General features: G+C 75.0%; 20 protein-coding genes. 6 read left to right on the top strand and 14 right to left on the bottom strand.

The window, feature by feature from the left end; translation table 11 throughout:
• Together KK617_RS15190 and KK617_RS15185 are read right to left on the bottom strand one after the other, a co-directional pair.
• A partial coding sequence (locus tag KK617_RS15190; RefSeq protein WP_277500943.1) for a glutamate mutase L occupies positions 1 to 524 on the bottom strand: 524 nt, incomplete at its 3' end.
• A 7-nt stretch (positions 525 to 531) separates the two neighbouring features.
• Entirely contained in the window at positions 532 to 1,725 is a 1,194-nt protein-coding gene (locus KK617_RS15185; protein WP_277500942.1) for a cystathionine gamma-synthase, read from the bottom strand.
• A gap of 87 nt (positions 1,726 to 1,812) precedes the next feature.
• Here KK617_RS15185 and msrA point away from each other — a divergent pair, with 87 nt between their 5' ends.
• The 3 genes from msrA to KK617_RS15170 are packed head-to-tail and all read left to right on the top strand — an operon-like array spanning position 1,813 to position 4,415.
• Entirely contained in the window at positions 1,813 to 2,457 is a 645-nt protein-coding gene (msrA, locus tag KK617_RS15180; protein WP_277500941.1) for a peptide-methionine (S)-S-oxide reductase MsrA, read from the top strand.
• Between the two features lie 45 nt (positions 2,458 to 2,502).
• Entirely contained in the window at positions 2,503 to 3,963 is a 1,461-nt protein-coding gene (locus KK617_RS15175; RefSeq protein ID WP_277500940.1) for an AarF/ABC1/UbiB kinase family protein, read from the top strand.
• A 47-nt stretch (positions 3,964 to 4,010) separates the two neighbouring features.
• On the top strand, positions 4,011 to 4,415 hold the full coding sequence (locus KK617_RS15170; protein ID WP_277500939.1) for a DUF4259 domain-containing protein: 405 nt from the start codon (positions 4,011 to 4,013) through the stop codon (positions 4,413 to 4,415).
• Positions 4,416 to 4,445: 30 nt separating this feature from the next.
• On the opposite strand, the gene KK617_RS15165 is transcribed toward KK617_RS15170, so the two are convergent.
• A complete protein-coding gene (locus KK617_RS15165) occupies positions 4,446 to 6,566 on the bottom strand; it encodes a prolyl oligopeptidase family serine peptidase (RefSeq protein WP_277500938.1) in 2,121 nt (706 codons plus the stop codon).
• Positions 6,567 to 6,603: 37 nt separating this feature from the next.
• Here KK617_RS15165 and KK617_RS15160 point away from each other — a divergent pair, with 37 nt between their 5' ends.
• Positions 6,604 to 6,900, top strand: coding sequence for a hypothetical protein (locus tag KK617_RS15160; RefSeq protein WP_277500937.1), 297 nt, complete (start codon positions 6,604 to 6,606; stop codon positions 6,898 to 6,900).
• Positions 6,901 to 6,910: 10 nt separating this feature from the next.
• Here the strand turns inward: KK617_RS15160 and KK617_RS15155 are convergent, their stop codons facing one another.
• From KK617_RS15155 to KK617_RS15140, 4 genes are all read right to left on the bottom strand, one after another.
• Complete coding sequence (locus KK617_RS15155; RefSeq protein WP_277500944.1) at positions 6,911 to 7,522, bottom strand: DJ-1/PfpI family protein; 612 nt, start codon at positions 7,520 to 7,522, stop codon at positions 6,911 to 6,913.
• A gap of 104 nt (positions 7,523 to 7,626) precedes the next feature.
• The gene (locus KK617_RS15150; RefSeq protein WP_277500936.1) at positions 7,627 to 9,687 is read right to left on the bottom strand and encodes a VWA domain-containing protein; all 2,061 of its coding nucleotides are present in this window, start codon (positions 9,685 to 9,687) and stop codon (positions 7,627 to 7,629) included.
• A gap of 2 nt (positions 9,688 to 9,689) precedes the next feature.
• Positions 9,690 to 11,111: a sigma 54-interacting transcriptional regulator gene (locus KK617_RS15145; protein ID WP_277500935.1), complete on the bottom strand. Its 1,422-nt coding sequence runs from the start codon at positions 11,109 to 11,111 to the stop codon at positions 9,690 to 9,692.
• A complete protein-coding gene (locus KK617_RS15140) occupies positions 11,108 to 12,616 on the bottom strand; it encodes an MFS transporter (protein WP_277500933.1) in 1,509 nt (502 codons plus the stop codon). Before KK617_RS15140 ends, KK617_RS15145 begins: the two co-directional genes overlap by 4 nt.
• Before the next feature lie 162 nt (positions 12,617 to 12,778).
• Between KK617_RS15140 and KK617_RS15135 the strand changes: the two genes are divergently transcribed.
• Positions 12,779 to 13,180, top strand: coding sequence for a YchJ family metal-binding protein (locus tag KK617_RS15135; RefSeq protein WP_277500932.1), 402 nt, complete (start codon positions 12,779 to 12,781; stop codon positions 13,178 to 13,180).
• Here KK617_RS15135 and KK617_RS15130 read toward each other — a convergent pair.
• The 5 genes from KK617_RS15130 to KK617_RS15110 are packed head-to-tail and all read right to left on the bottom strand — an operon-like array spanning position 13,150 to position 17,758.
• Entirely contained in the window at positions 13,150 to 13,833 is a 684-nt protein-coding gene (locus KK617_RS15130; RefSeq protein ID WP_277500931.1) for a YigZ family protein, read from the bottom strand. The genes KK617_RS15135 and KK617_RS15130 overlap by 31 nt on opposite strands.
• Positions 13,834 to 13,840: 7 nt before the next feature.
• Positions 13,841 to 14,890 carry a YihY/virulence factor BrkB family protein gene (locus KK617_RS15125; protein WP_277500930.1) on the bottom strand — a complete coding sequence of 350 codons (1,050 nt, stop codon included), beginning with the start codon at positions 14,888 to 14,890 and terminating at the stop codon, positions 13,841 to 13,843.
• A 41-nt stretch (positions 14,891 to 14,931) separates the two neighbouring features.
• Complete coding sequence (locus KK617_RS15120) at positions 14,932 to 15,717, bottom strand: TSUP family transporter (RefSeq protein WP_277500929.1); 786 nt, start codon at positions 15,715 to 15,717, stop codon at positions 14,932 to 14,934.
• The gene (locus tag KK617_RS15115) at positions 15,714 to 16,367 is read right to left on the bottom strand and encodes a response regulator transcription factor (protein ID WP_277500928.1); all 654 of its coding nucleotides are present in this window, start codon (positions 16,365 to 16,367) and stop codon (positions 15,714 to 15,716) included. Before KK617_RS15115 ends, KK617_RS15120 begins: the two co-directional genes overlap by 4 nt.
• Positions 16,364 to 17,758: a cystathionine beta-synthase gene (locus tag KK617_RS15110; protein WP_277500927.1), complete on the bottom strand. Its 1,395-nt coding sequence runs from the start codon at positions 17,756 to 17,758 to the stop codon at positions 16,364 to 16,366. The genes KK617_RS15115 and KK617_RS15110 overlap by 4 nt, the downstream gene beginning before the upstream one ends.
• A 49-nt stretch (positions 17,759 to 17,807) precedes the next feature.
• Between KK617_RS15110 and KK617_RS15105 the strand changes: the two genes are divergently transcribed.
• Complete coding sequence (locus KK617_RS15105; protein WP_277500926.1) at positions 17,808 to 18,941, top strand: SGNH/GDSL hydrolase family protein; 1,134 nt, start codon at positions 17,808 to 17,810, stop codon at positions 18,939 to 18,941.
• Positions 18,942 to 19,246: 305 nt separating this feature from the next.
• Here the strand turns inward: KK617_RS15105 and KK617_RS15100 are convergent, their stop codons facing one another.
• Together KK617_RS15100 and KK617_RS15095 are read right to left on the bottom strand one after the other, a co-directional pair.
• Entirely contained in the window at positions 19,247 to 20,113 is an 867-nt protein-coding gene (locus tag KK617_RS15100) for a Bax inhibitor-1/YccA family protein (protein ID WP_277500925.1), read from the bottom strand.
• 125 nt (positions 20,114 to 20,238) lie between these two features.
• Positions 20,239 to 22,303: ATP-binding cassette domain-containing protein (locus KK617_RS15095; protein ID WP_277500923.1), on the bottom strand; the 2,065-nt coding region annotated here is incomplete at its 5' end.

Raw genomic sequence — 22,303 nt, 5'->3', positions numbered from 1 at the left:
ACGACGGGGCCCCGCCAGCCGCCCGCGACGAGCGCCGTGGCCCCGGCGACCAGAGGTTCGGGGTTGCCGCCGTCGGTGCCGCCCACGAGCAGCACGACGTCGGGCCGCGCCGCGAGCGCGGGCGCGACGTCGGGCCCGCCCGTGAGGCCCGGTGCGTCGGCCAGCGCGTGCACCGCGACGACCCGGCCGCCGCTGGACAGGGCCACGCGGCGCCCAGCCTCGGCCGTCACTAGGGCCTCGTTGCCGACGACCGCGATCCGCAGCCCTCCCCCGGCCGACGAGCACGCGTGCTGCTCGAGCCGTCCCCCGGCCAGCGCGACGCGGGCGTCGGGACGGGCGGCGAGCAGGGCGGCGAGGCAGGCGTCGTACCCGTCGACGAGGTCGGCGCCAGGGCGCTCGGGCCCGGGCAGGGTCGTCGGGTGGGCGGCCGTGGCCAGCACGCGCCCGGCGTCCGCGCCGTCGAGCCCGACGAGCAGCGCCTTGGTCCAGGTCGAGCCCAGGTCGGCGCAGACCGCGAGCCTCACCGGCGGGTCACCGGGTGGCGCGGGCCAGGGCCTGGTCGAGGTCGGCGAGGAGGTCGGCGCCGGTCTCGATGCCGACGCTGAGGCGCACGAGGTCGCCCGGCACCTCGAGGTCGGTGCCGGCCACGGAGGCGTGCGTCATGCGGCCCGGGTGCTCGATCAGCGACTCGACGCCGCCGAGCGACTCGCCGAGGGTGAAGAGCTCGGTGGCCGCGCACACGTCGAGCGCCGCCTGCTCGCCCGCCTCCAACCGGAACGACACGATCCCGCCGAAGCGCCTCATCTGCCGCGCGGCGACCGCGTGGCCGGGGTGCGACTCCAGGCCGGGGTAGATGACCTGCTCGACGGCCGGGTGGGCGGCGAGGTGCGCCGCGACCAGCTCCGCGTTGTCGCAGTGCCGCTCCATGCGCAGCGCCAGCGTGCGCAGGCCGCGCAGCACCAGCCAGGAGTCGAACGGCCCGGCGACGCCGCCGATCGAGTTCTGGAAGAAGGCCAGCTGCTCGGCGACCTCCAGGTCGCGCACGACGAGCGCACCGCCGACCACGTCGGAGTGGCCGCCGGCGTACTTCGTCGTCGAGTGCACCACGACGTCGGCGCCGAGCGTCAGCGGCTGCTGCAGGTAGGACGAGGCGAAGGTGTTGTCGACGACGAGCAGCGCGCCCGCGTCGTGGGCGACGCCCGCGAGGGCCTCGATGTCACCGATGGTCAGCAGGGGGTTGGTGGGCGTCTCGACCCACACGAGCTTCGTGGTGCCGGGACGGATCGCGGCGCGCACGGCGTCGACGTCCGCGACGGGCGCCGGGGTGTGCTCGAGGCCCCACGGCCGGGCGACCTTGTCGACGAGGCGGTAGGTGCCGCCGTACGCGTCGTCGGGGATGACGACGTGGTCCCCGGGGCGGGTGAGCGCCCGGATGAGGGTGTCCTCCGCGGCGAGGCCGGAGGCGAACGCGAAGCCGCGCTCGCCCTCCTCCAGCGCCGCGATGTTCGCCTCGAGCGCGGTGCGCGTCGGGTTGCCCGAGCGGCTGTACTCGTAGCCGCCCCGCATGCCGCCGACGCCGTCCTGCTTGTAGGTCGACGTGGCGTAGATCGGCGGGATGACCGCGCCCGTCGTCGGGTCGGGCTCGTAGCCCGCGTGGATCGCGCGCGTCTCGAAGCCGTGCTTGCCCTGCTGGCCGTGCCCCTGGGGGGTCTGCTCGCTGCTCACCCCGGCGAGCCTACGCGCCGGGAAGGGTTGGCGGCCCCGAGGTGTTGGGCTCGGTGGACGACGCCGTCGAGACCGTTGGAGGACACCGTGTTCGGATCCCGCAGCAAGAGCAGCCTGCCCACCGCCGACGAGGCGCTGAAGGGGCGCAGCGAGCCCTGGTTCACCCTTGGCGAGCACGTCGTGCTGGGCACCCCGGTCGTCACCGACGACGTCCCCGACGGTCTCGAGGTCGCGATCTTCGGCCTCGGCTGCTTCTGGGGCGCCGAGGAGGTCTACTGGGGCAAGGACGGCGTCTGGTCGACGTCGGTCGGGTACGCCGGCGGGCACACGCCGCACCCGTCGTACGAGGAGGTCTGCTCCGGCCGCACGGGTCACACCGAGGCCGTCCGGATCGTGTTCGACCCCGCCCGGATCTCCTACGCCGACCTGGTGAAGGCGTTCTTCGAGGTCCACGACCCGACGCAGGGCATGCGCCAGGGCAACGACATCGGCACGCAGTACCGCTCGGCGATCTACTTCACCACCCCCGAGCAGGAGGCCACGGCGCGCGAGCTCACCGAGGTGTACGCCGCGGAGCTGCGCCGCCGGCGCCTCGGCGACGTGACCACCGAGATCGCGCCCGCCGCGGAGTACTACTACGCCGAGCCCGCGCACCAGCAGTACCTGGCGAAGAACCCGTTCGGCTACCGCTGCCACGCCAACACCGGCGTCCGGTTCCCCGCGACGGCGTGACGCGGGTCCCGGGCGCGTGACCGGTCGTGGGGGACGATGAACGACGTGAGCCAGCCCCCCGAGCCCCGCGACCGGGGCGAGCGTCCCGACCGCCCCGACCCCGTCGAGCGTGACGGGCGTCGGGGCCTCCCGCGCCGCACCGCCGCCCGCACGGCGCGGCTCGCGGCGCTGCCGCTGGGGTACGCCGGCCGCAGCGCCGTGGGTCTCGGCAAGCGCATCGGCGGCCGCCCGGCCGAGCTCGTCACCGCCGAGATCCAGCAGCGCACCGCGGAGCAGGTGTTCCGCACGCTGGGCCAGCTCAAGGGCGGCGCCATGAAGTTCGGCCAGATGCTGTCGGTGCTCGAGGCGGCCCTGCCGGAGGAGTCGATGGCGGCCTACCGCACCGAGCTCACGCGGCTGCAGGACGCGGCCCCGCCGATGCCCACCCACCAGGTGCGGGAGGTGCTCGACGCCGAGCTGGGCGCCGCGGGCATCGCGTGGCGACGCCACCTCGTGTGGTTCGACGGCGGACCCACCGCCGCGGCGTCCATCGGCCAGGTGCACCGCGGTCGCTGGCGCGACGACCCCGACGACCCCGCCACCGAGCGCGAGGTCGCCGTCAAGGTGCAGTACCCCGGCGCCGGGGAGGCCATCGCCTCCGACCTGCGCCAGCTCTCCCGTCTCGCGCGGACCCTCGCCCCGCTGCTCCCCGGTATCGACGTGCGCGCCCTCGTCACCGAGCTGCAGGACCGGATGGCCGAGGAGCTCGACTACCGCCTGGAGGCGGAGGCGCAGGCGGCGTTCGCGGCGGCGTACCGCGACGACGACGAGTACGTCGTGCCCGACGTCGTCGCCCACACCGAGAAGGTGCTCGTCACCGAGTGGCTCGACAGCCCCGGCTCCATCGCCGGGACGATCGCCGACGGCACCCCCGAGGAGCGGGACCACTACGGCCAGCTGTTCGCCCGCTTCCTCTTCGACGGCCCGCGGCGCACGGGTCTGCTCCACGCCGACCCGCACCCGGGCAACTTCCGGGTGCTGCCCACCGCCGACGGCGCCCCCGGGCGCCTCGGCGTGCTCGACTTCGGCGCCGTCGCGCGGCTGCCCGAGGGCGGCATGCCGGAGGCGATGGGGCGGCTGCTGCGCGTGGCCGGCCGCTCCGACCGCGACGGGCTCGAGGCCGGCCTGCGCGCCGAGGGGTTCATCCGCGACAAGGTCCGCGTCGACCCCGACCTGCTGCTGACCTTCCTCGCCCCGTTCGTGGAGCCGACGATGGTCGACGACTACCGCTTCACGCGGGAGTGGCTGCGCGAGCAGTACGAGCGGCTGAGCGACCCCCGCGACCCCGTCGCGGCGGTGGGGCTGCGCCTCAACCTGCCCCCGTCGTACCTGCTCATCCACCGCACGTGGCTCGCCGCCGTCGGCGTGCTGTGCCAGCTCGAGGCGCAGGCGCCGTTCCGCCGCATCCTCGAGGAGTCGCTGCCGGGGTTCGCGGAACCCGGCGCCGGGCCCGACCCGCAGGTGTGAACCGCGGGGCGTGACCCGGACGGCGGCCGTGTGCCAGAGTTCCGCGCATGGGCACCTGGGGGCTGGGCCCCTTCGACAACGACGGAGCGGCGGACCTCCTCGGGGAGATCGAGGACGGGACGTTCTCCTTCGACGCCATCGAGTGGGCGTTCGACGGTGACTACCTCGACGCCGACGGCGGCGAGTTCGCCGTCGCGCTCGTCGAGCTGGCCCTCGTCGCGCTCGAGGCCCACGACCCGTCGGAGGAGGTCGCCGACCTCGACCTCACGGCCTTCGCGGCCCTCCTGACCCCCGAGCGGCTCGCCTGGCTGGTGCGGCAGGGCGAGCGGGCGCTCGCCGGCACCGAGGCCTCCGAGCTGCACGAGCTGTGGGCCGAGGCGGGCGAGGACGAGCTCGAGGCGTGGCGCGCGGCCACCCGCACCAGCCTCTCGGAGCTGCGCGAGCTCACCTGAGGTCCGCCCGCGCCCGAGCACGCCCGGCCCTCAGCCGCGCTCGGGTGCCCCCGCGAGACCGAGCCGGTCGGCCAGGAACTCCCACTCCAGCGCCGCCTTCGTGGCCGCCTGCGCGTTGGTCGACGCGCCGCCGTGGCCGCCCTCGACGTTCTCCCAGTAGGTGACGTCCGCGCCCACCTCCTCCAGCCGCGCCGCCGTCTTGCGGGCGTGGCCCGGGTGCACCCGGTCGTCGCGGGTCGAGGTGGTGAGCAGCACGGCCGGGTACGTCGTGCCCTCCGCCACCCGGTGGTAGGCGGAGATCTGCTCGACGAACGGGCGGTCCGCCGGGTCGTCGGGGTCGCCGTACTCGGCCATCCAGGAGGCGCCGGCCAGCAGGTGCGGGTAGCGCAGCATGTCGAGCAGCGGCACGGTGCAGACGACGGCGGCGACCAGGTCGGGGTAGCGCACCAGCACGTTGCCGACCAGCAGCCCGCCGTTCGAGCCGCCCATGATGCCGAGCCGGTCGCGGGTGGTGAGCCCGGTGGCGACGAGGTCGCGCGCCACCGCTGCGAAGTCCTCGTAGGCGCGGTGGCGGTTCTCGCGCAGCGCCGCCTGGTGCCACGCGGGGCCGTACTCGCCGCCGCCGCGGATGTTCGCCACGACGTACGCGCCGCCGCGGGCCAGCCACGCCCGCCCGACCCCGCCGGAGTAGCCGGGCGTCAGCGAGACCTCGAACCCGCCGTAGCCGTACAGGACCGTCGGGACGGGCGCGTCGCCGGCGAGCGCGGCGTGCGGGGCGACGACGAAGTAGGGGATCCGCGTGCCGTCGTCGGAGGTGGCGAAGCGCTGCGTGACGGTGTGGGTCGAGGCGTCGAAGCGCGCCGGGCTCGCCTTGAGCGGGGTGGGCTCCCCCGGCGCCCCGCTCGCGCCGAGGTCGACGAGCGCGAGGGTGGGAGGCGTCAGGTAGCCGCTCACGTCGAGCCACGCGAGGTCGCCGTCGGGGCCGTCGTCGGTCGCGTCGACCGCGCGCACGCCCACGGAGGAGTACGGCGGGAGCCCCGCCAGGTCGTGGCGCTCCCAGGCCTCGCCCGGTGCGGTCGGCGGGGTCAGCACCTCGACGCGGTGCACGACGTCCTCCAGCTGCACGAGCACGAGGCGGTGGCGGGTGCGGGTCCAGCCGGCCAGGGAGCGCGTGGCGGTCGGGGTGAAGAGCGCGACCAGGTCCCGCTCGCCCCCCAGCCAGGCGTCGAGGTCGGCGACCAGCAGGGACCCGCTGGGGTACGTCGGCCCGCCCGCCGCCGGTGTCCACTCCTCGCGCAGGTGGACGAGGAGGTGCTCGCGCCACACGGCGGGCTCGGCGGAGTCGGGGACGTCGATGCGCACCAGGGTGTCGTCGTCGCCCAGCAGGTGGGTCTCGGAGGTGTAGAACCCCATCATCCGGTGCACGAACGCGCGCTCGTGGCCGGGCGTCGCGTCGTACCCGACGCCCACCGCCATGTCGTCGACCGCGCCCTCGTGCACGACGGGCGCGTCGGCGAGCGGGGTGCCGCGTCGCCAGCGGCGGGCGATCCGCGGGTAGCCGGAGGTGGTGAGCGAGCCGGGGCCCGTGTCGGTGGCGACGAGGAGGGTGTCGGCGTCGACCCACGCGACGCCGCCCTTGCCCTCGGGCCGCACGAAGCCGCCGTCCTCGGGCGCGATGAACGTGCGGGTGTCGAGGTCGAGCTCGCGGGTGGTGTCGGCGTCGGAGCCGCCGCGCGACAGCGTGACGAGTGCGCGGCGGTGGGCCAGGGGGCCGACGCGCAGCACCTGGGCACCGTGCCAGACCCACTTCTCGTCCTCGGCCTCGCCGAGCGCGTCGAGGTCGAGCAGGACGTCCCACTCCGGGGTGTCGGTGCGGTACGACGCGAGCGTCGTGCGGCGCCACAGCCCCCGCTCGTGGGCGGCGTCGCGCCAGACGTTGTAGTACCAGTCCCCCGCCTTGCCGACGAGCGGGATGCGGTCGTCGGCGTCGAGCACACCGAGCACGGCGTCGCGGGTCGCGGTGAAGCCGGGCAGGGCGCCCAGCGTGGCCTCGGCGCCGGCGTTGCGCTCGGCCACCCAGGCCAGCGCGTCGTCGCCGGTGACCTCCTCGAGCCAGAGGAACGGGTCGTGGTCGGCGGTCGGCGTCGTCACGGGCCGACCCTACGGGGCGCCCGCCTATCCTCGGCGCGTGCTGTTCTCCCGCCAGCTCGGCCACCCGCCGTGGACCCGGCGCACCGTGACCCGGTGGACGCTCGCGACCGCCCTGGCCGTCGTCGCGGCGGTGGCGCTGCGCGGCGCCTCCGACACCGTCGCCGGCGTGGCGCTGCTGGTCGCCGTCGGCTGCGGGGCCATGACGCTGTACGGCGTGCTCGACCGACTCGTCGCCCGCCGCGCGCCCGCCCATCCGGGGCAGCCGGGGCGGGCCCGGCGGTCGGGGCGGCGCTCGCGCCCCGACGCTCCCGCCCGGTCGTCACCACTCCCCTGACACGCCGCGCTCAGCCGGCCGCGGTCTCCTGCCACGCGTAGTCCATCTGCCGCGCGGTGGCCTCGGCGAGCGCGCGTCCGGCCAGCACCTCGACGAGGTGGAGCGCGAGGTCGATGCCGGCGGAGATGCCCGCGGAGGTGAGGACGTCCCCGTCGCGGACCCAGCGCCGGTCCTCGACCACGTCGAGGGCGGGCCAGCGGCGGCGGAGGTCGGGCACGTCCTCCCAGTGCGTCGTCACGGTCTGGTCCACGAGGACCCCGGCTTCGGCCAGCACGAACGCGCCGGTGCAGACCGACGCGACGAGGGGTGTCGCCGCTGCCCGCTCCCGCACCCAGGCGACGACCTCGGCGTCCGCCTCCACGGCGTCGGTGACGCCGCCCGGCACGAGCAGCAGGTCGAGCGCGGGCGCGTCGGCCAGCGCCACGTCCACCCCGAGCCGCAGCCCCGCGCGCGCCCGCACGGGCCGCGACGCGTCCGCGGCGACCAGCAGCACCTCGAAGGGTGGGGCCTCCTCGCGGACGTCCCCGCGTCGTGCGGCGACCCGCGCCGCGGTCGTGAACACCTCGTACGGCCCGCACGCGTCGAGCACCTCGACGTCGTCGAACACCAGGATCCCGATCATCACGACGCCGATCGTCGCGGCTCGAGCGCGACGCCACGAGGGCTCCGACCGTCAGCCTCCGTCGACTTCCGGCCAGGCGTCTCCGGCCAGCCGCGTCAGCCGCGTCAGCCCGCCCAGGACCCCCGGCCGCCCCAGCCCCCGAGGTCGCCGAACCCGCCGTCGTACCCGCCCCCGCCGCCCCCGCCGTACGGCGAGCGGCCCGAGCGGTCCCCCAGGTAGGAGCCGACGACGGCGGCACCGAGGTCGTCGAGCTCGGGCGCGACGACCCGGCCGCCGGCGCGGCGCGCCAGGGAGTCGAGGAAGCGGGCCAGGCCCGGGTCCTCGCCCAGCCGGAAGAACGTCGTCTGCGTGCCGAGCCGCACCACGCTGTCGAGCTCCGCCACGGTCCGCGCCAGCGTCAGCGGGTGGGGCGGGTAGTCGAAGAACACGTCGCCACCGCGCTCGAGGTGGGCGGTCGGCTCGCCGTCGGTGACGACGAGGAGCACCGGCTGCATGCCGGGGTGGCGGCGGAAGTGGCGCTGCGCGAGCAGGAGCCCGTGGTGCAGGTTCGTGCCCTTCTGCCACATCGCGTCGAGGCCGGTGAGCTGCTCGATCTGCAGGGTCTCCGCGTGCCGGCCGAAGCCGATGAGCTCCAGCCGGTCGCCCCGGAACCGCGTCGAGATCAGCTGGTGCAGGGCCAGCGCGGTGCGCTTCATCGGCACCCACCGGCCGTCCATCGCCATCGAGAACGACGTGTCCACCAGCAGCGCCACCGCCGCCTGGGTGCGCTGCTCCGACTCGGTCACCTCGACGTCGCCGATCTCCAGCCGCACCCCGCGCGCCCCCGCGGGCCGCCCACCGGCGGCGACCTCGCGGCGTACGGCGTTGAGCACCGTGCGCGGCAGGTCCCAGGGCTCGGTGTCGCCGAACGCCCACTCGCGGGTGCCGCCCGTCGCGTCGGCCGAGCCGCCGCCGGAGCGCATCTCGCGCGCACCCTGCCGGCCCGAGAGCCGCTGGGAGACGTCGCGCAGCAGCGCCTTGCCGAGCTGGCGCATCGCCTGCGGCGACAGGCGCAGCTGCCCGTCGGACCCGCGCTGGAGGTAGCCCGACGAGCGCAGCGCCCGCTCGAGCTCGGCCAGCGTGCGCGCGTCCACGGCGGCGTCGTCGCCGACCTGGCGGGCCAGCGCGTCGAGGTCGACGTCGTCGAGCCGCGCGCCGGGGTGGGACTGCGCCAGCTGCTCGGCCAGCGCGTCGAGCTCCGCCAGGTCCTGCAGCGCCCCGGTGCCGTCGCCGAGCCCGAGCCCCTCGGAGCCGCCGAACTGCTCCGACCCGCCCCAGTCCTCGCCCGGGCGCAGGCCCTGGAGGTTGGCGTCGAGCCGGGAGAGCTCGTCGAGCAGCGCGGGCGACCCGAAGGCCTGCGCGGAGAGCTCCATCAGCTCGGCGCGCTGCTCGGGCGTCATCGAGTTCAGCATCCGCTGCGCCGCCGCGGCGCGCTGGGCCATCGCGTCGACCAGCTCCTCGACGCTCTGGGGATCCTCCGGGAAGTACGCGCCGTGCTCCGCCATGAAGTCGCGAAAGTCCTGCTCGGTGTCCTCGCCGCGGGCGTGCTTCTCCAGCAGGGCGTTGAGGTCGGTGAGCATCGCCGCGATCGCGGCGCGGTCGGCGTCGCTGGCGCCCTCGAGGGCCTGCTTCATGCCGGCGAAGCGCTGGTCGAGCAGCTCGCGGCCCAGCAGGTCCTTGATCTGCTCGTAGGTCTCGCGGGCCTCGCTGGACGCCCAGTCGTAGGAGGCGAGCTCGCTGACCGCCGCCGCCGTCGACGGCGACAGGTTCTCCAGCTGCATCTCGCGCAGGGTGCGGTCGGCGTCGTCCATCGTCACGTCGCGCGCGAGCTGCCCGCGCTCGGCGAGCACCGCCCGCTCGAGCAGCTCGGTGACCTCGCGCAGCGTGCCGTCGAGGTCGTGGCGGGCGAGCAGCTCGCGCCGCTTCTCCGCCACGCGCCGCATCAGGTCGTCGAGGCCCTGCTGGTCGCGGGTGCCGCGGCGCAGGAGCTCGCGCATCGCGCGCTCCGGCGAGTAGCCGGCCATCACGTCCTCGCCGATGGCGTCGAGCGCCTCGGCGAGGTCGACGGGCGGCGCCAGCGGGTCCCCGCCGGCGTACCGCTGGTAGCGCGAGCCCCGCGTGGCCACGGCTACTCCACCCCGTACGTCGTGCGCCCGGTGTCCTGCTCCTTGCCGACCTTGCGCGCGAGGAACAGGCCCTCCAGGGCGAGCTCGATGGCGCTCGCGCGCTGGCCCGGTGTGGTGGCGCCGAGGCGCTCGGCGAGCACGTCGTACAGGTCCGACTCGCCCGCGCCGCTCGGCGGCAGCGGGGGCAGCCCGTCGAGCAGCTCGCCCGCAGTGACCTGCTCGCCCGTCGTGATGGAGGCGCCCGCCTCCAACGCGTCGACGAGGGCGGCGAGGTCGACGCCGCGCAGGTACCGGCGCACGGCCTCGGCGGTCGCGGTGCGCAGGAGGTGGTCGAGCACCGCCCGCTCGCGCCCCTCCTCGCCCGACTCGAACTCGACCTTGCCGCCGAGCACGTCGACGGCGGTCTCCAGGTCGACGACGCGAGCCACGGCCTCGTCCTCGCCGCGCCGGGTGGCGCGGTGCAGCGCGGCCGCCGCGATGGTCTCGGCACCGGCGATCGCGAAGCGCGCGGAGACGCCCGAGCGCTGGTCCACCGACGACGAGCCGCGCAGCGCGCGCGTGAAGCGGGCAAGGATCTCGAGCAGGTGGGCCGGCACGTCGGCGACGAGGTCGGCCTCCTGACGGATCACCGCGACCTCGTCGTCGAGCTCGGTCGGGTAGTGCGTGCGGATCTCCGCGCCGAAGCGGTCCTTCAGCGGCGTGATGATGCGACCACGGTTCGTGTAGTCCTCCGGGTTGGCGGACGCGACGACGAGCACGTCGAGGTCGAGGCGCACGACGTAGCCGCGCACCTGCACGTCGCGCTCCTCCATCACGTTGAGCATCGCGACCTGGATGCGCTCGGCGAGGTCGGGCAGCTCGTTGATCGCGACGATGCCGCGGTGGCTGCGCGGCACCAGGCCGAAGTGGATGGTCTCGGGGTCGCCCAGCAGGCGGCCCTCGGCGACCTTCATCGGGTCGACGTCGCCGATGAGGTCCGCCACCGACGTGTCCGGTGTCGCCAGCTTCTCGGCGTACCGCTCGCTGCGGTGGCGCCACGCGACCGGCAGCGCGTCCCCCAGCTCGGCGGCCAGGCGGCGCGACGCGGGCGTGACGGGCTCGAGGGGGTCCTCCCCCAGCTCGGAGCCGGCGATGACGGGCTGCCACTCGTCGAGCAGGCCGACGAGGGTGCGCAGGAGCCGGGTCTTGCCCTGGCCGCGCTCGCCCAGCAGCACCACGTCGTGGCCGGCGATGAGCGCCCGCTCGAGCTGCGGCAGCACGGTGTCCTGCAGGCCGTGCAGCCCGGGCCAGGGGTCCTCGCCGGCGGCGAGGCGGGCCAGCAGGTTGTCCCTGATCTCGGCCTTGACCGTGCGCGGCGCGTAGCCGGTCGCGCGGAGCTCGCCGAGGGTCGCCGCGGTCGGCGGCGGGGTGGGGGGTGGGGTCACGCCCCCACGCTAGACCCGGGCGCAAGCACCGGGGAGGCGGGCTGCGAGGCCACGACGGGGGCGGTACGGCGACGCTCACCGGGGGTGCGCTGGTCCGGGATCGCGCACGCGGCGAGGGCGGCCAGGAGCATGCCGCCGGCCAGCAGCGCGAAGCCGATGACGTAGCCGTCGACCGTCGGCAGGCCGCCGGCACCGACGTGCGCGGTCACGATGCCGGCCATCACGGCGGAGCCGATCGAGCCGCCGATCGTGCGGATGTTGGCGTTCATGCCGGACGCGACGCCGGTCTGGTGCGCGGGCACGGAGGCGATGACCACGCCGGCGATCGAGGCGAACACCAGGCCGCTCCCGAGGCCCTGCACGGTCATGGCGGCGACGATCTGCCACACCTCGTCGTGCCACACCGCGATCGATCCGAACGCGGCGGCCGACAGCAGCGTGCCCGTCACGATGACCACGCGGGCGCCCACCCGGCGCACCAGGTACGCCGTCACGAAGCCGACCAGGAAGCTCATCACGGCCGAGGGAAGCAGGATGCGGCCCGACTCGGTGATGCTGGCGCCGAACCCGTAGCCCGCGCCGTCGGGGGTCTGCAGGAACTGCGGGAGGAAGCCGAAGCTGGAGAACATGCCGAACCCGACGAAGGCGCCCACGAGGTTCGTCGTCCACACCCCGCGCCGGCGCATCATCACCATGTCGACCATCGGCACCCGCACCCGGCTCTCCACGACGACCCACGTCACGACGAGCACGACCGCGGCGACGAGCAGGCCGACGACGAGCGGCGAGCCCCAGCCCCACTCGTTGCCCCGGCTGACCGCCAGCAGGAGCGGCACCAGCCACCCGGCGAGCAGCACGGCGGGGCCCAGCGGCAGCCGGGTGCGCTCCTGCACCGGCGACTCGGGCACGAGCAGGGCGGTGGCCAGCGCGGCGATCGCCGTGGCGATCCCCGGCAGCCAGAAGAGCCAGTGGTAGCCGAACGCGTCGACGATCGGGCCCGCGACGACGATGCCGACGCCGAACCCGACGGAGGCCAGCGAGGCGATGACGCTGAGGGCCGTGGCCCGGCTGCGCCCGGGGAACTCGTCGCGGATGATGCCGAACGACAGCGGCAGCACGCCACCGCCCGCGCCCTGCAGCACCCGGGCGAGGATCAGCACGTGGATGTCGGTCGCCAGCGCGGCCAGCACCGAGCCGGCGGTGAGCGCGCCCATCGTGACGACGAGCATCTTCTGCTTGCCCACCACGTCGCCGATGCGGCCCAGCAGCGGGGTGAAGATCGAGGCCGACAGCAGGTACGCCGTCAGCACCCACGTCGCGGTCGACGTGTCCGTCTCCATCTCCACGGCGATGAGGCCGAGCACCGGCACCACCATCGACTGCAGGAGCGTGAAGGCCGACACCGCGACGGCCAGCACGGCGAAGGTCACGGCCCAGTGCCCGCGGACCCGGCGTCCCCCGGCCGGACGGTCCTGCGTCCCCTCGACCACGGGTCCCCCGGTCACGCTCGTCTCGTCCGCCACGCCAGCCCTCTCGTCCGTCGACCACCCACCACAGGACGGTTGCAGATCGCAACCATTAGCCCGGGCAACCTTATTCCCGGGTTCCCGACGGGACCAGTCGCCGCAGGTGAGCGGCACCACCCGCGGACCAGCTAGCGTCGCCGCGTGGACCTCGCCCGCCCCTGCCCGTGCGGCCTGCCCGCGACGTACGACGCCTGCTGCGGCCGGCTGCTACGCGGCGCCGCCGTCGCGACGACGGCCGAGGAGCTGATGCGCTCGCGCTACACCGCGCACGTGATCGGCGGGCGCGAGGGCGCCGACCACCTCTTCCGCAGCTGGCACCCCCGCACGCGGCCCGACGACGTGACGCCGGACCCGGCGACGACGTGGACCGGGCTCGAGGTGCTCGAGGCGGTGGCCGGCGGGGCCGACGACACCGACGGCGTCGTCGCGTTCGCCGCCCACCACGCCGGACCGGGCGGCGCCGGGGTGCTGCGCGAGCGCAGCCGGTTCACCCGACGGGCGGGGCGCTGGGTCTACGTGGACGGGGACGTCGAGGCCGGCTGACCCGCGGCGCGCTCGACCGGCCCGTCCACCCACGACTCCCCCACCACGACCGGCCGCACCGCGCCGGCGCTCGACTCCCCGACCAGGCGCTCCAGGGTCGCGACCTCGTCGTCGGGCACGCCGACGCGCAGCACGACACCCGCGCCGTACCCCGCGTCGAGCACGGCGACCCCGCGCGAGCGCAGGTCGCTCTCGAGGCGGCCGGCCGCGCCGTGGTCGACGGCCAGCTCCAGCTCGACCAGCCGCGAGCGCCGGCGCAGCCCGGCCGCCTCGACGCCGGCCCGGGCCGCGTCGCCGTACGCCCGCACGAGGCCGCCGGCCCCGAGCAGCACCCCGCCGAACCAGCGCGAGACGACGAGCGTGACGTCACCGACCTCCCGGCCGCGCAGCACGTCCAGCACCGGCGCCCCCGCCGTGCCCGCCGGCTCGCCGTCGTCGGAGGCCCGCTGCACCGACCCGCTCGCGCCCCACGGGCCCAGGGCGAGGGCCGAGCAGTGGTGGCGCGCGTCGGGGTGGCGCCGGCGCAGCCCGTCGACGACGGCGCGCGCCTCGTCCTCGCTCGCCGTGCGCCGCACGGTGGCGAGGAAGCGGGAGCGGCGCACCTCGAGCACTGCCTCGCCGTCCCCGGCGGGCACGAGGTACGACGTGCTCACCCCGCCCTCACGCGTCGGACCGGCCGGCGCCCTCGATGTCCCTCGTGCTGCGGGTGTCGTCGCCGACCGCGTCCTCGGGAGTGCCGGGGTCGACCTTCTCGAAGCTGACCGTCACGGTCTCGAAGCCCTTGTGGCGCTGCGCGCGGGCGTACGCCGTGTAGGCCCGCTTGTCGGCATCGGTCAGGTCCACCGCGTCGGTGAACGGGGTGAGCAGCGCGCGCGGGTAGAGCCTGCGCGCCAGCACGACGTTCACCTCGATGGCCAGCACCACCACGATCGAGGCGACGTAGATGAGGCCCATGAGGCCGAGCACCAGGCCGAAGGTCTGGTTCATCGACGACGTGCGTCCCAGCACGTGGGTGACGTAGGCGGATCCGGCGTACTGCAGGAGGTGCCAGGTCGCGGCGGCGAGGAGACCGCCCGGCAGGGCCGCCCACAGGCTGTGGCTGCGGGCCGCGGAGAGGCGGAAGAGCACGCTCAGCACGACGCCGGTCGCCAGGATCGTGGCGAGGCTGATGAGCGCGCGCCCCAGCAGGCCGAACGCCCCGAGCAGCTCGGTGTTGTTGCCGATCACCGACACCGACGTCACGGCGAGCACCGACAGGCCGCCCACGAGGAGCAGCAGCAGGCTCTTGAACCGCAGGAGGAACGGGTTGGGGCGGCTGTTGCGCGGCACCGCCCACGCGATGTGCATCGCGTTCTGCAGCGCCAGGCCGAGGCCCATCGAGCCGTAGAGGGCGGCGACCGAGCCGACGACGATCGCGGTCACCGAGCCCTGCACGCCCTCGGGCCGGCCGAGCTGGTCGCCGATGATCGGGAAGTTGCTGAGGGCGGAGTTCAGCACGTCCTCGCGCAGGTCGGGCTGGCCCTGCAGCACGAACCCGAGGATCGACGTGGCGAGCAGCAGCAGCGGGAAGATCCCGAGGAACGCGTAGAACGAGATGATGGCGGCCAGGTAGGCGCCCTGGTCGTCGCCGTACTTGTAGATGACGGCGATGGGCACCGACAACGGCGGGAAGCGCCGCTGGAAGCGGTCGATACCCCCGGCGATGGCCACCGGGAGAATCTAGCGGGCCGTCCCTCGCCCCGACTCCCGCCTCAGCCCCAGAGGCCGAGCAGCTCGCCCCCGATGCGCACGGCGAACCCGCCCACGACGAGCACGAAGAAGACGCGCACGAAGCCCGACCCCCGGCTCACCGCGGTGCGGGCACCGAGGTAGCTGCCGAGCACGTTCGCCACCCCGACGACCAGCCCGGTGCCCCACAGCACCGCACCCTGGGGCACGAAGACGGCGAGCGCCGCGACGTTGGTGGCCCAGTTCGCGAGACGGGCGTTGGCGGAGGCGCTGAGGAAGTCGTAGCCGAGCAGGCCCACCAGCGCCAGCACGAAGAACGACCCCGTGCCGGGCCCCAGCGCGCCGTCGTAGAACCCGACGACGAGCCCGGTGAGGGCCGCCGCCACGACGTGGGCACGCCGGTCGAGGCGCAGCTCGGTGACCGTGCCCAGGTCGGGGCGCAGCAGCACGTAGGCGCCGACCCCCAGCAGCACCACGAGGATGATCGGCTCGAAGGCCGCACGCGGGATGAGCGAGGCCACCCCCGCGCCGCCCAGCGAGCCCGCGAACGCCGTCAGCATGAGGGGGCCGAACGTGCCGACCTCGGGCCGCACCCGCCGGAAGTACGTCGTGGCGCTCACCGTCACGCCGAGCGCCGACGCCAGCTTGTTGGTCGCCAGCACCTCGACCGGCGACGCCGTCGGCAGCGCCAGCAGCAGGCTCGGCAGCTGCACCAGCCCGCCGCCGCCCACGACCGCGTCGACGTAGCCGGCGACGAGCCCGGCGAGCAGCAGGAGGAGCAGGACCTCGGTGTCGATCCCCGCGATCACGAGCCGGCCGTGCGGCTGCGGGCGACCGCGGGTCCGAACCCGTGGTCGAGCGCCCAGAGCACCGCCTGGCTGCGCCGGTTCACGCCCGCCTTGCGGTAGGCGTGGCGCAGGTAGGTCTTGACGGAGTTGATGCTGAGGTGCAGGGCCGCCGCGATCTCGGTGTTGCTGCGCCCGGCTGCCAGCAGGGCCAGCACCTCCGACTCCCGCTCGGTGAGCCCGTGCTCCATCCCGGGCCAGCCGCGGGCCCGCAACGGGCGCGACGCCGTCCCGGCCGGCACGACGCCCGGCACCGCGCCGGCACGCACCCGCTCGAGCAGGTCGACGAGCTCCTCGGCGCCGACCGACTTCGGCACGCAGGCCACCGCGCCCCAGGTCAGCGCCTCCGCGCGCACCTCGTCGCGGTCGTCCCACGTGTAGGCGACGACGGGGGTGCCGGGCTCCGCCACGTCCTCGAGGCGGACCCCGCCCCACGGCTGCGCGAAGGTGTCGAACAGGACGACATCGGCGTCCGCACCGACGCGCTCGCCGGCCGCCGCCTCCACGATGCGCACCTGCGCGTCGTACGGCTCGAGCAGGCGCACGAGCCCCGCCACCACGACCTCGTAGTCGTTGACGAGGGCGAGGCGCAGCGGTCCGGGGCCTCGGCTCATCCGCGGGCCAGGTGGGCGAGCAGGTCCTGCCGCGTCACGACGCCCACCGGCTTGCCGTCCTCGTGGACGAGCAGGGCGTCGGCGGAGCCGAGCGCCTCGACCGCGTCCGCCGCGGACGCCGAGGCGCCGATGGTCGGCAGGGCGGGCGACATGTGGTCCTCGACCTGGTCGGTGAGGCGGGCCGAGCCGGTGAAGAGCGCGTCGAGCAGGTCGCGCTCGGAGACCGAGCCCGCGACCTCGGCGGCGACCACCGGGGGCTCGGCGCGGACCACGGGCATCTGGGACACGCCGTACTCCTGCAGGATGTGGATCGCCTCGGCGATCGTCTCCGCCGGGTGGGTGTGCACGAGGTCGGGCAGCGAGCCGCTCTTGGCGCGCAGCACCTCACCGACCGTGCGGTCGGACGCGGCGGCCAGGAAGCCGTACTGCCCCAGCCACGCGTCGTTGAACACCTTCGTCAGGTAGCCGCGCCCCGAGTCGGGCAGGAGCACGACGATGACGGCGTCCTTCCCCTCGGGCGTGCCCTCGAGCTCGTGCGCGAGCTGCACGGCGGCGAAGGCGGCCATGCCGGAGGAGCCGCCGACGAGCATCGCCTCCTCGCGGGCGAGCCGGCGGGTGAAGGCGAACGAGTCGGCGTCGGAGACCTCGATGATGCGGTCCGCGATCTCGCGGTCGTAGGTGTCGGGCCAGAAGTCCTCGCCCACGCCCTCGACGAGGTAGGGCCGGCCGGTGCCGCCGGAGTAGACCGAGCCGGCCGGGTCGGCCCCGATGACCTGCACCTCCGGGTTGCGCTCCTTGAGGTAGCGCCCGGTGCCGGAGATGGTCCCGCCGGTGCCGACGCCCGCCACGAAGTGGGTGATGCGGCCCTCGGTCTGCGCCCAGATCTCCGGGCCGGTGGTCTCGTAGTGCGAGCGCGGGTTGTGGACGTTGGCGTACTGGTTCGGCTTCCACGCGCCCGGCTCGGAGGCGAGGCGGTCGGAGACGTTGTAGTAGGAGTCCGGGTGCTCCGGCGCCACGGCGGTCGGGCAGACGACGACCTCGGCACCGTACGCGCGGAGCACGTTGCGCTTGTCCTCGCTGACCTTGTCGGGGCAGACGAAGACGCAGCGGTAGCCCCGCTGCTGCGCGACCATCGCGAGGCCCACGCCGGTGTTGCCCGAGGTGGGCTCGACGATCGTGCCGCCCGGCTGCAGCTCGCCCGAGGCCTCGGCCGCCTCGATCATGCGCGTCGCGATGCGGTCCTTCACCGAGCCGCCCGGGTTGAGGTACTCGACCTTGGCCAGCACGAGCGGGCCGGAGCCGGGGGTGGCGGCGGGCCGGTCGAGGACGCGGGAGAGCTGCACCAGCGGGGTGTCGCCGATGAGCTCGAGCAAGGAGGTGACGAACTGCATGGGGGCAATCTAGCCCCCGGCGCGGCGCGGCGGTCCGTAGAGTGTCGGGGTGGGAAGAGCAGCAGCAGCCAGGAAGCTCGCGGCCGCCGCTGCCTACGGCGGAGGAGGGCTCTCCGTCGTCGGTGCGGGGCTCTACGGGCTCCTCCGCTTCGAGGCGACCGTGGCGCGCAGGACGATCGGCGACCCCCGGGAGGACCCGCCCCCGGACGCCACCGGCTGGTACGGCCGCGGCCGCCCCGGGCCCGCCTACAAGGTCGTGATCCTCGGTGACTCCCTCGCCGCCGGCTACGGCGTCGAGAGCGTCGAGCAGACCCCCGGCGCCCTGCTCGCCTCCGGCCTCGCCGTGCACGCCGACCGGCGGGTCTACCTGCGCACGCTGGCCGTCGTCGGCGCCCTGTCGAGCGACCTCGCGCCGCAGGTGGACCGCGCCCTGCCCGTCGAGCCCGACGTGGCCGTCATCGTCGTGGGCGGCAACGACGTGACGCACACCGTCAAGCCGTCGGAGTCGGTGCAGCACCTCGCCGAGGCGGTACGGCGCTTCCGTGCCGCCGGGTGCGAGGTCGTCGTCGGCACGTGCCCGGACCTGGGCACCGTCAAGCCCGTCCCGCCGCCGCTCAAGCAGATCGCGCGCTCCTGGTCGCGCCGCCTCGCGGCGGGCCAGACGATCGCGGTCGTGGAGGAGGACGGCCGCACCGTGTCGCTCGGCTCCGTGCTCGGTCCCGAGTTCGAGGCGGCCCCGGCGCTGCTCTTCGGGCCCGACCAGTTCCACCCCTCGGCCCACGGCTACGAGCAGATGGCGGCGTCCCTGCTGCCCTCGATGCTCGCCGCCCTGGGCCAGCTGCCCGAGGACGAGCGGCTGCCCGAGGCGTTCCGCGGCGAGCGGGTGCTGCCCATCGCCCAGGCCGCCATCGAGGCCGTGCGCACCCCCGGCACGGAGCTCGGCGGCACCGAGGTGGCCGGCAACCGCCGCGGCGTCCGCGGGCGCTGGGTCGAGCTGCGCCACCGCCGCCGCCGCCCGGGCACCGACACCGTCGGGCCCGAGTCGGCCGAGGAGCACGCGCCGTCCGCGCCGCACCTCACCGCCGTCGACGGTGGTGGCGGTGAGGCCGGTGCTGGTGAGGCCGGTGCTGGTGGCGCCGGCGGGGACCTCGGCGACAGCGGGACGACCGCCACCGGCTCCTGACGCCCGCGCCCGTGCAACGCGGTGTCCGGGTCACTGGAGACGCGGTCTGCGCCCGCACCAGTGGCGCTGGCACCGCACCAGACGTCAGCACCGCAGGAGACACCCCGGGGGTACGCCGGCCCGCGCGGCCGCCGTACGCCGCCCGTGCCTGCGCCCGGTGCGGGCGCCCGGGCGGTGCGACCCGGGCGGCGCACCCGGGCGGCGCACCCGGCCGGTGTGACCTGGGAGATGCGAAACGGCGCCGCCCCCCCGAGGGGGACGGCGCCGTTCGCGTCGTGCGGTGCTGCGGACCGTGCCGGTGCAGGTCAGTCCTGGCTGAAGATCGCCAGCAGGCGCAGCAGGTTCGTGTAGATCCAGACGAGGCTGACCGTCATCGCGAACGCGGCGCGCCACGACTCGCGCTCGTCGAGCCCGGCGGCGATGCCCTGCTCCACGAAGTCGAAGTCGAGGATCAGCATGAAGACGCCGAGCACGAGACCGACGATCGCCATCACCGTGCCGAGGCCACCGAAGCCGAACAGGCCGATCTGGGCGCCGAACAGGCCGAGCACGAGCTCCATCAGGCCGAGGCCGACCATGCCGAACATGGCGGCGACGACGAAGATGCGGAACTTGTCGCCGACGCGGATGTTCAGCACCTTGTAGGCCGCCAGCGTGCCCGCGAAGGCCGCGAACGTGCCGATGACCGCGCCCATGACGACACCGCCGCCGAACATGCCGTTGAACATCTTGCTCAGCGCGCCGAGCGCGACACCCTCGGCCACGGCGAACGCCATGACGAGCGCGGGGCTCACGAGCCGCTTGAACGAGTTGACCATCGACAGGCCGAACGCCGCGAGGGCGCCGAGGCCGGCGAGCGCACCGAGCGCGCCCATCGCGTCGGTGTTGGTCGTCGTGATGTCGGGCGTCAGGATCCACGTCGCCATCGCCGCGAGGATCACGGTGCCGACCGAGAACGCCGTCTTCTGCACGACGGTGTCGATCGTCATCCGGCCCGAGGCGGGGGCAGGCGCGGTGGCACGGGACATGTCCCACGACGCCGGGTCACCGTAGCCGTAGGGCTGGCCCTGGGGCTGGCCGTAGCCGACGCCGCCGGCATACGTCGGGGTGCCGTTGGCGCGCGACCCGTTGAACTCGGCCGAACGCCTGAACACCGGGTTGTTGCTCTGCATGGGACTCACTCCTCCTGGGGTGCGGGCCCGTCATGCTACGGGCTCGTACTCCTTCAACGCTCGCCGATGCCGATACGTTCCCGCTGCCCGCGCGCGCCCGGGCGACCCCTGCGGTACGACGCCGCTCACTCCGGCGCGCGGGCGCTGCGGCGCACGGTGAGGTAGCCCAGCACCACGAACGCCAGCGTCAGCAGCACGAGCACGAACAGGTTGAGCACCCACTGGTCGACGTCGGGGGTGTAGAGCACGTCGCGCTCCTCCCCCTCGAGCAGCGCACCGTCGGCGCCCTCCTTCGACCGGTTGAGGTCGACGGTCGCGGCGGACGCGGCGTACCCCCACCGGGCCGGCGCCAGCCAGGCCAGCTGCTCGAGCACGGCCCGCCCGGCGACGGAGATGATCGCGCCCGAGAACACCAGCTGCGTCATCACGACGCCGATGAGCGCCGGCATCCCCTGCTCCGAGCTGGTCAGCAGTGCGCTGATGGCGAGGCACAGCACGGCCACCGCCGTGCACACCAGCCCCACCGCGATCGCCACCTCGAACCAGCCCAGGCCGACCACGCCCCCGTCGTCCGGACCGGGCAGGCCGACCGTGCCGACGAAGGTGACCACCACCCCCTGCAGGAAGCACAGCACGCCGAAGACGGCGACCTTGCTCGTCAGGTACACCCCGGGCGAGAGGCCGACGGCGTACTCGCGCCGGAAGACCGCCCGCTCGTTGACCAGCGCCCACACCGTCATGACCGCGCCGATGAGGGCGGCCGCCACGATGAAGACCGTCAGGCGCTGCACCACCTCCCCCGGGCGCAGCAGGCCGTTGTCGTCGGCGGTGCGGGCCAGCGCGAACCCGTCACCGCCCTGCGCCAGCCGGCTGAGGCCGCCGATGGCGGGCGGCGTGAGCAGCAGCAGGGCGAGCAGCATCTTGTCGGACGCGATCACCGACAGGGTGCGGCGCACCAGCGTGCCGAACTGGCGGGCGAAGGACTGGCGCGGCGGCGAGGGCAGCGCGGCGTTCGCCACGACCGGCAGGGCGCCCGTCGCCGCGCGGCCACCGGGCGGCGGCGGGATCCGCCGCCACAGGTCGGGCTCGTCGAGCAGGTCGAAGACCTCGGGGTAGTCGTTGCAGCCGAAGTGCGCCAGCACCTCGTCGGGCGGGCCCGCGTAGGCGATGCGGCCCCCGGGCGCCATCACGACGACCTTGTCGCACACGTCGAGCGCCAGCACCGAGTGGGTGACGACGACGACCACGCGCCCCTCGTCGGCCAGCCCGCGCAGCAGGTGCATGACGTCGCGGTCGAGACCCGGGTCGAGGCCCGAGGTGGGCTCGTCGAGGAAGAGCAGCGGCGGGGCGGTGAGCAGCTCGGTCGCGATGGAGACCCGCTTCTTCTGCCCGCCGGAGAGCTGGGTGCCGATGCGGTTGTCGACCTGGCGGCCGAGCTGCATCTGCCCGACCACCTGCTCGACGCGCTGGGCGCGCTCGGCCGAGCCGGTGTCGGGCGGCAGGCGCAGGCGCGCGGCGTACGACAGGCCCTGGCGCACGGTGAGCTGCGGGTGCTGGATGTCCTGCTGCGGCACCAGACCGATCTGGTGGCGCAGCTGGTCGTAGTGCGCGTAGAGGTCGTGCCCCTGCCAGATGACGTTGCCGTACGTCGCGGGCCGGGTGCCGGTCAGCGCCCCGAGCATCGTCGACTTGCCGGAGCCCGACGGTCCGATGACCGCGGTCAGCGACGCCGGGCCGAGCTCGAGCGACACGCCGTCGAGCAGCCGCCGGCCGCCCTTGACCACGGTGGTGAGGCCCTCGACGACGAGCGTGAGGTCGGAGCGCGTGTTGCGGGCCAGCAGCTGGCCGCCGGTCCACGTGAACGTCTGGTTGCCGACGATGACCTCGTCGCCGGGCGAGAGCCCGACGCCGCCCTGCAGCCGCGACCCGTTGACGTACGTGCCGTTGAAGCTGCCCAGGTCGCGCAGCACGGCGGCCCGGCCGAGCTCGATCGCGGCGTGGCGCCGGGAGACGAGCGGGTCGTCGAGCACGACGTCGCAGCCCTGCGCGCGCCCGATCGTGAACGTGCGCCCCGCGACCACCGGGCCGCGCAGCAGCGGCTGCCCGTGCGCGAACTGGCCGGGCGGGGCCGTGCGGGCCGCGGCACCGCCGTGCCCGGGACCGTGCCCGGGACCGCCCGCGCCGCCCGCG

Source organism: Nocardioides sp. ChNu-99 (assembly GCF_029493445.1).
GTDB lineage: Bacteria > Actinomycetota > Actinomycetes > Propionibacteriales > Nocardioidaceae > Nocardioides.
The sequence above is the reverse complement of the archived record's forward strand: the minus strand, read 5'-3'. Positions and strand labels throughout refer to the sequence as shown.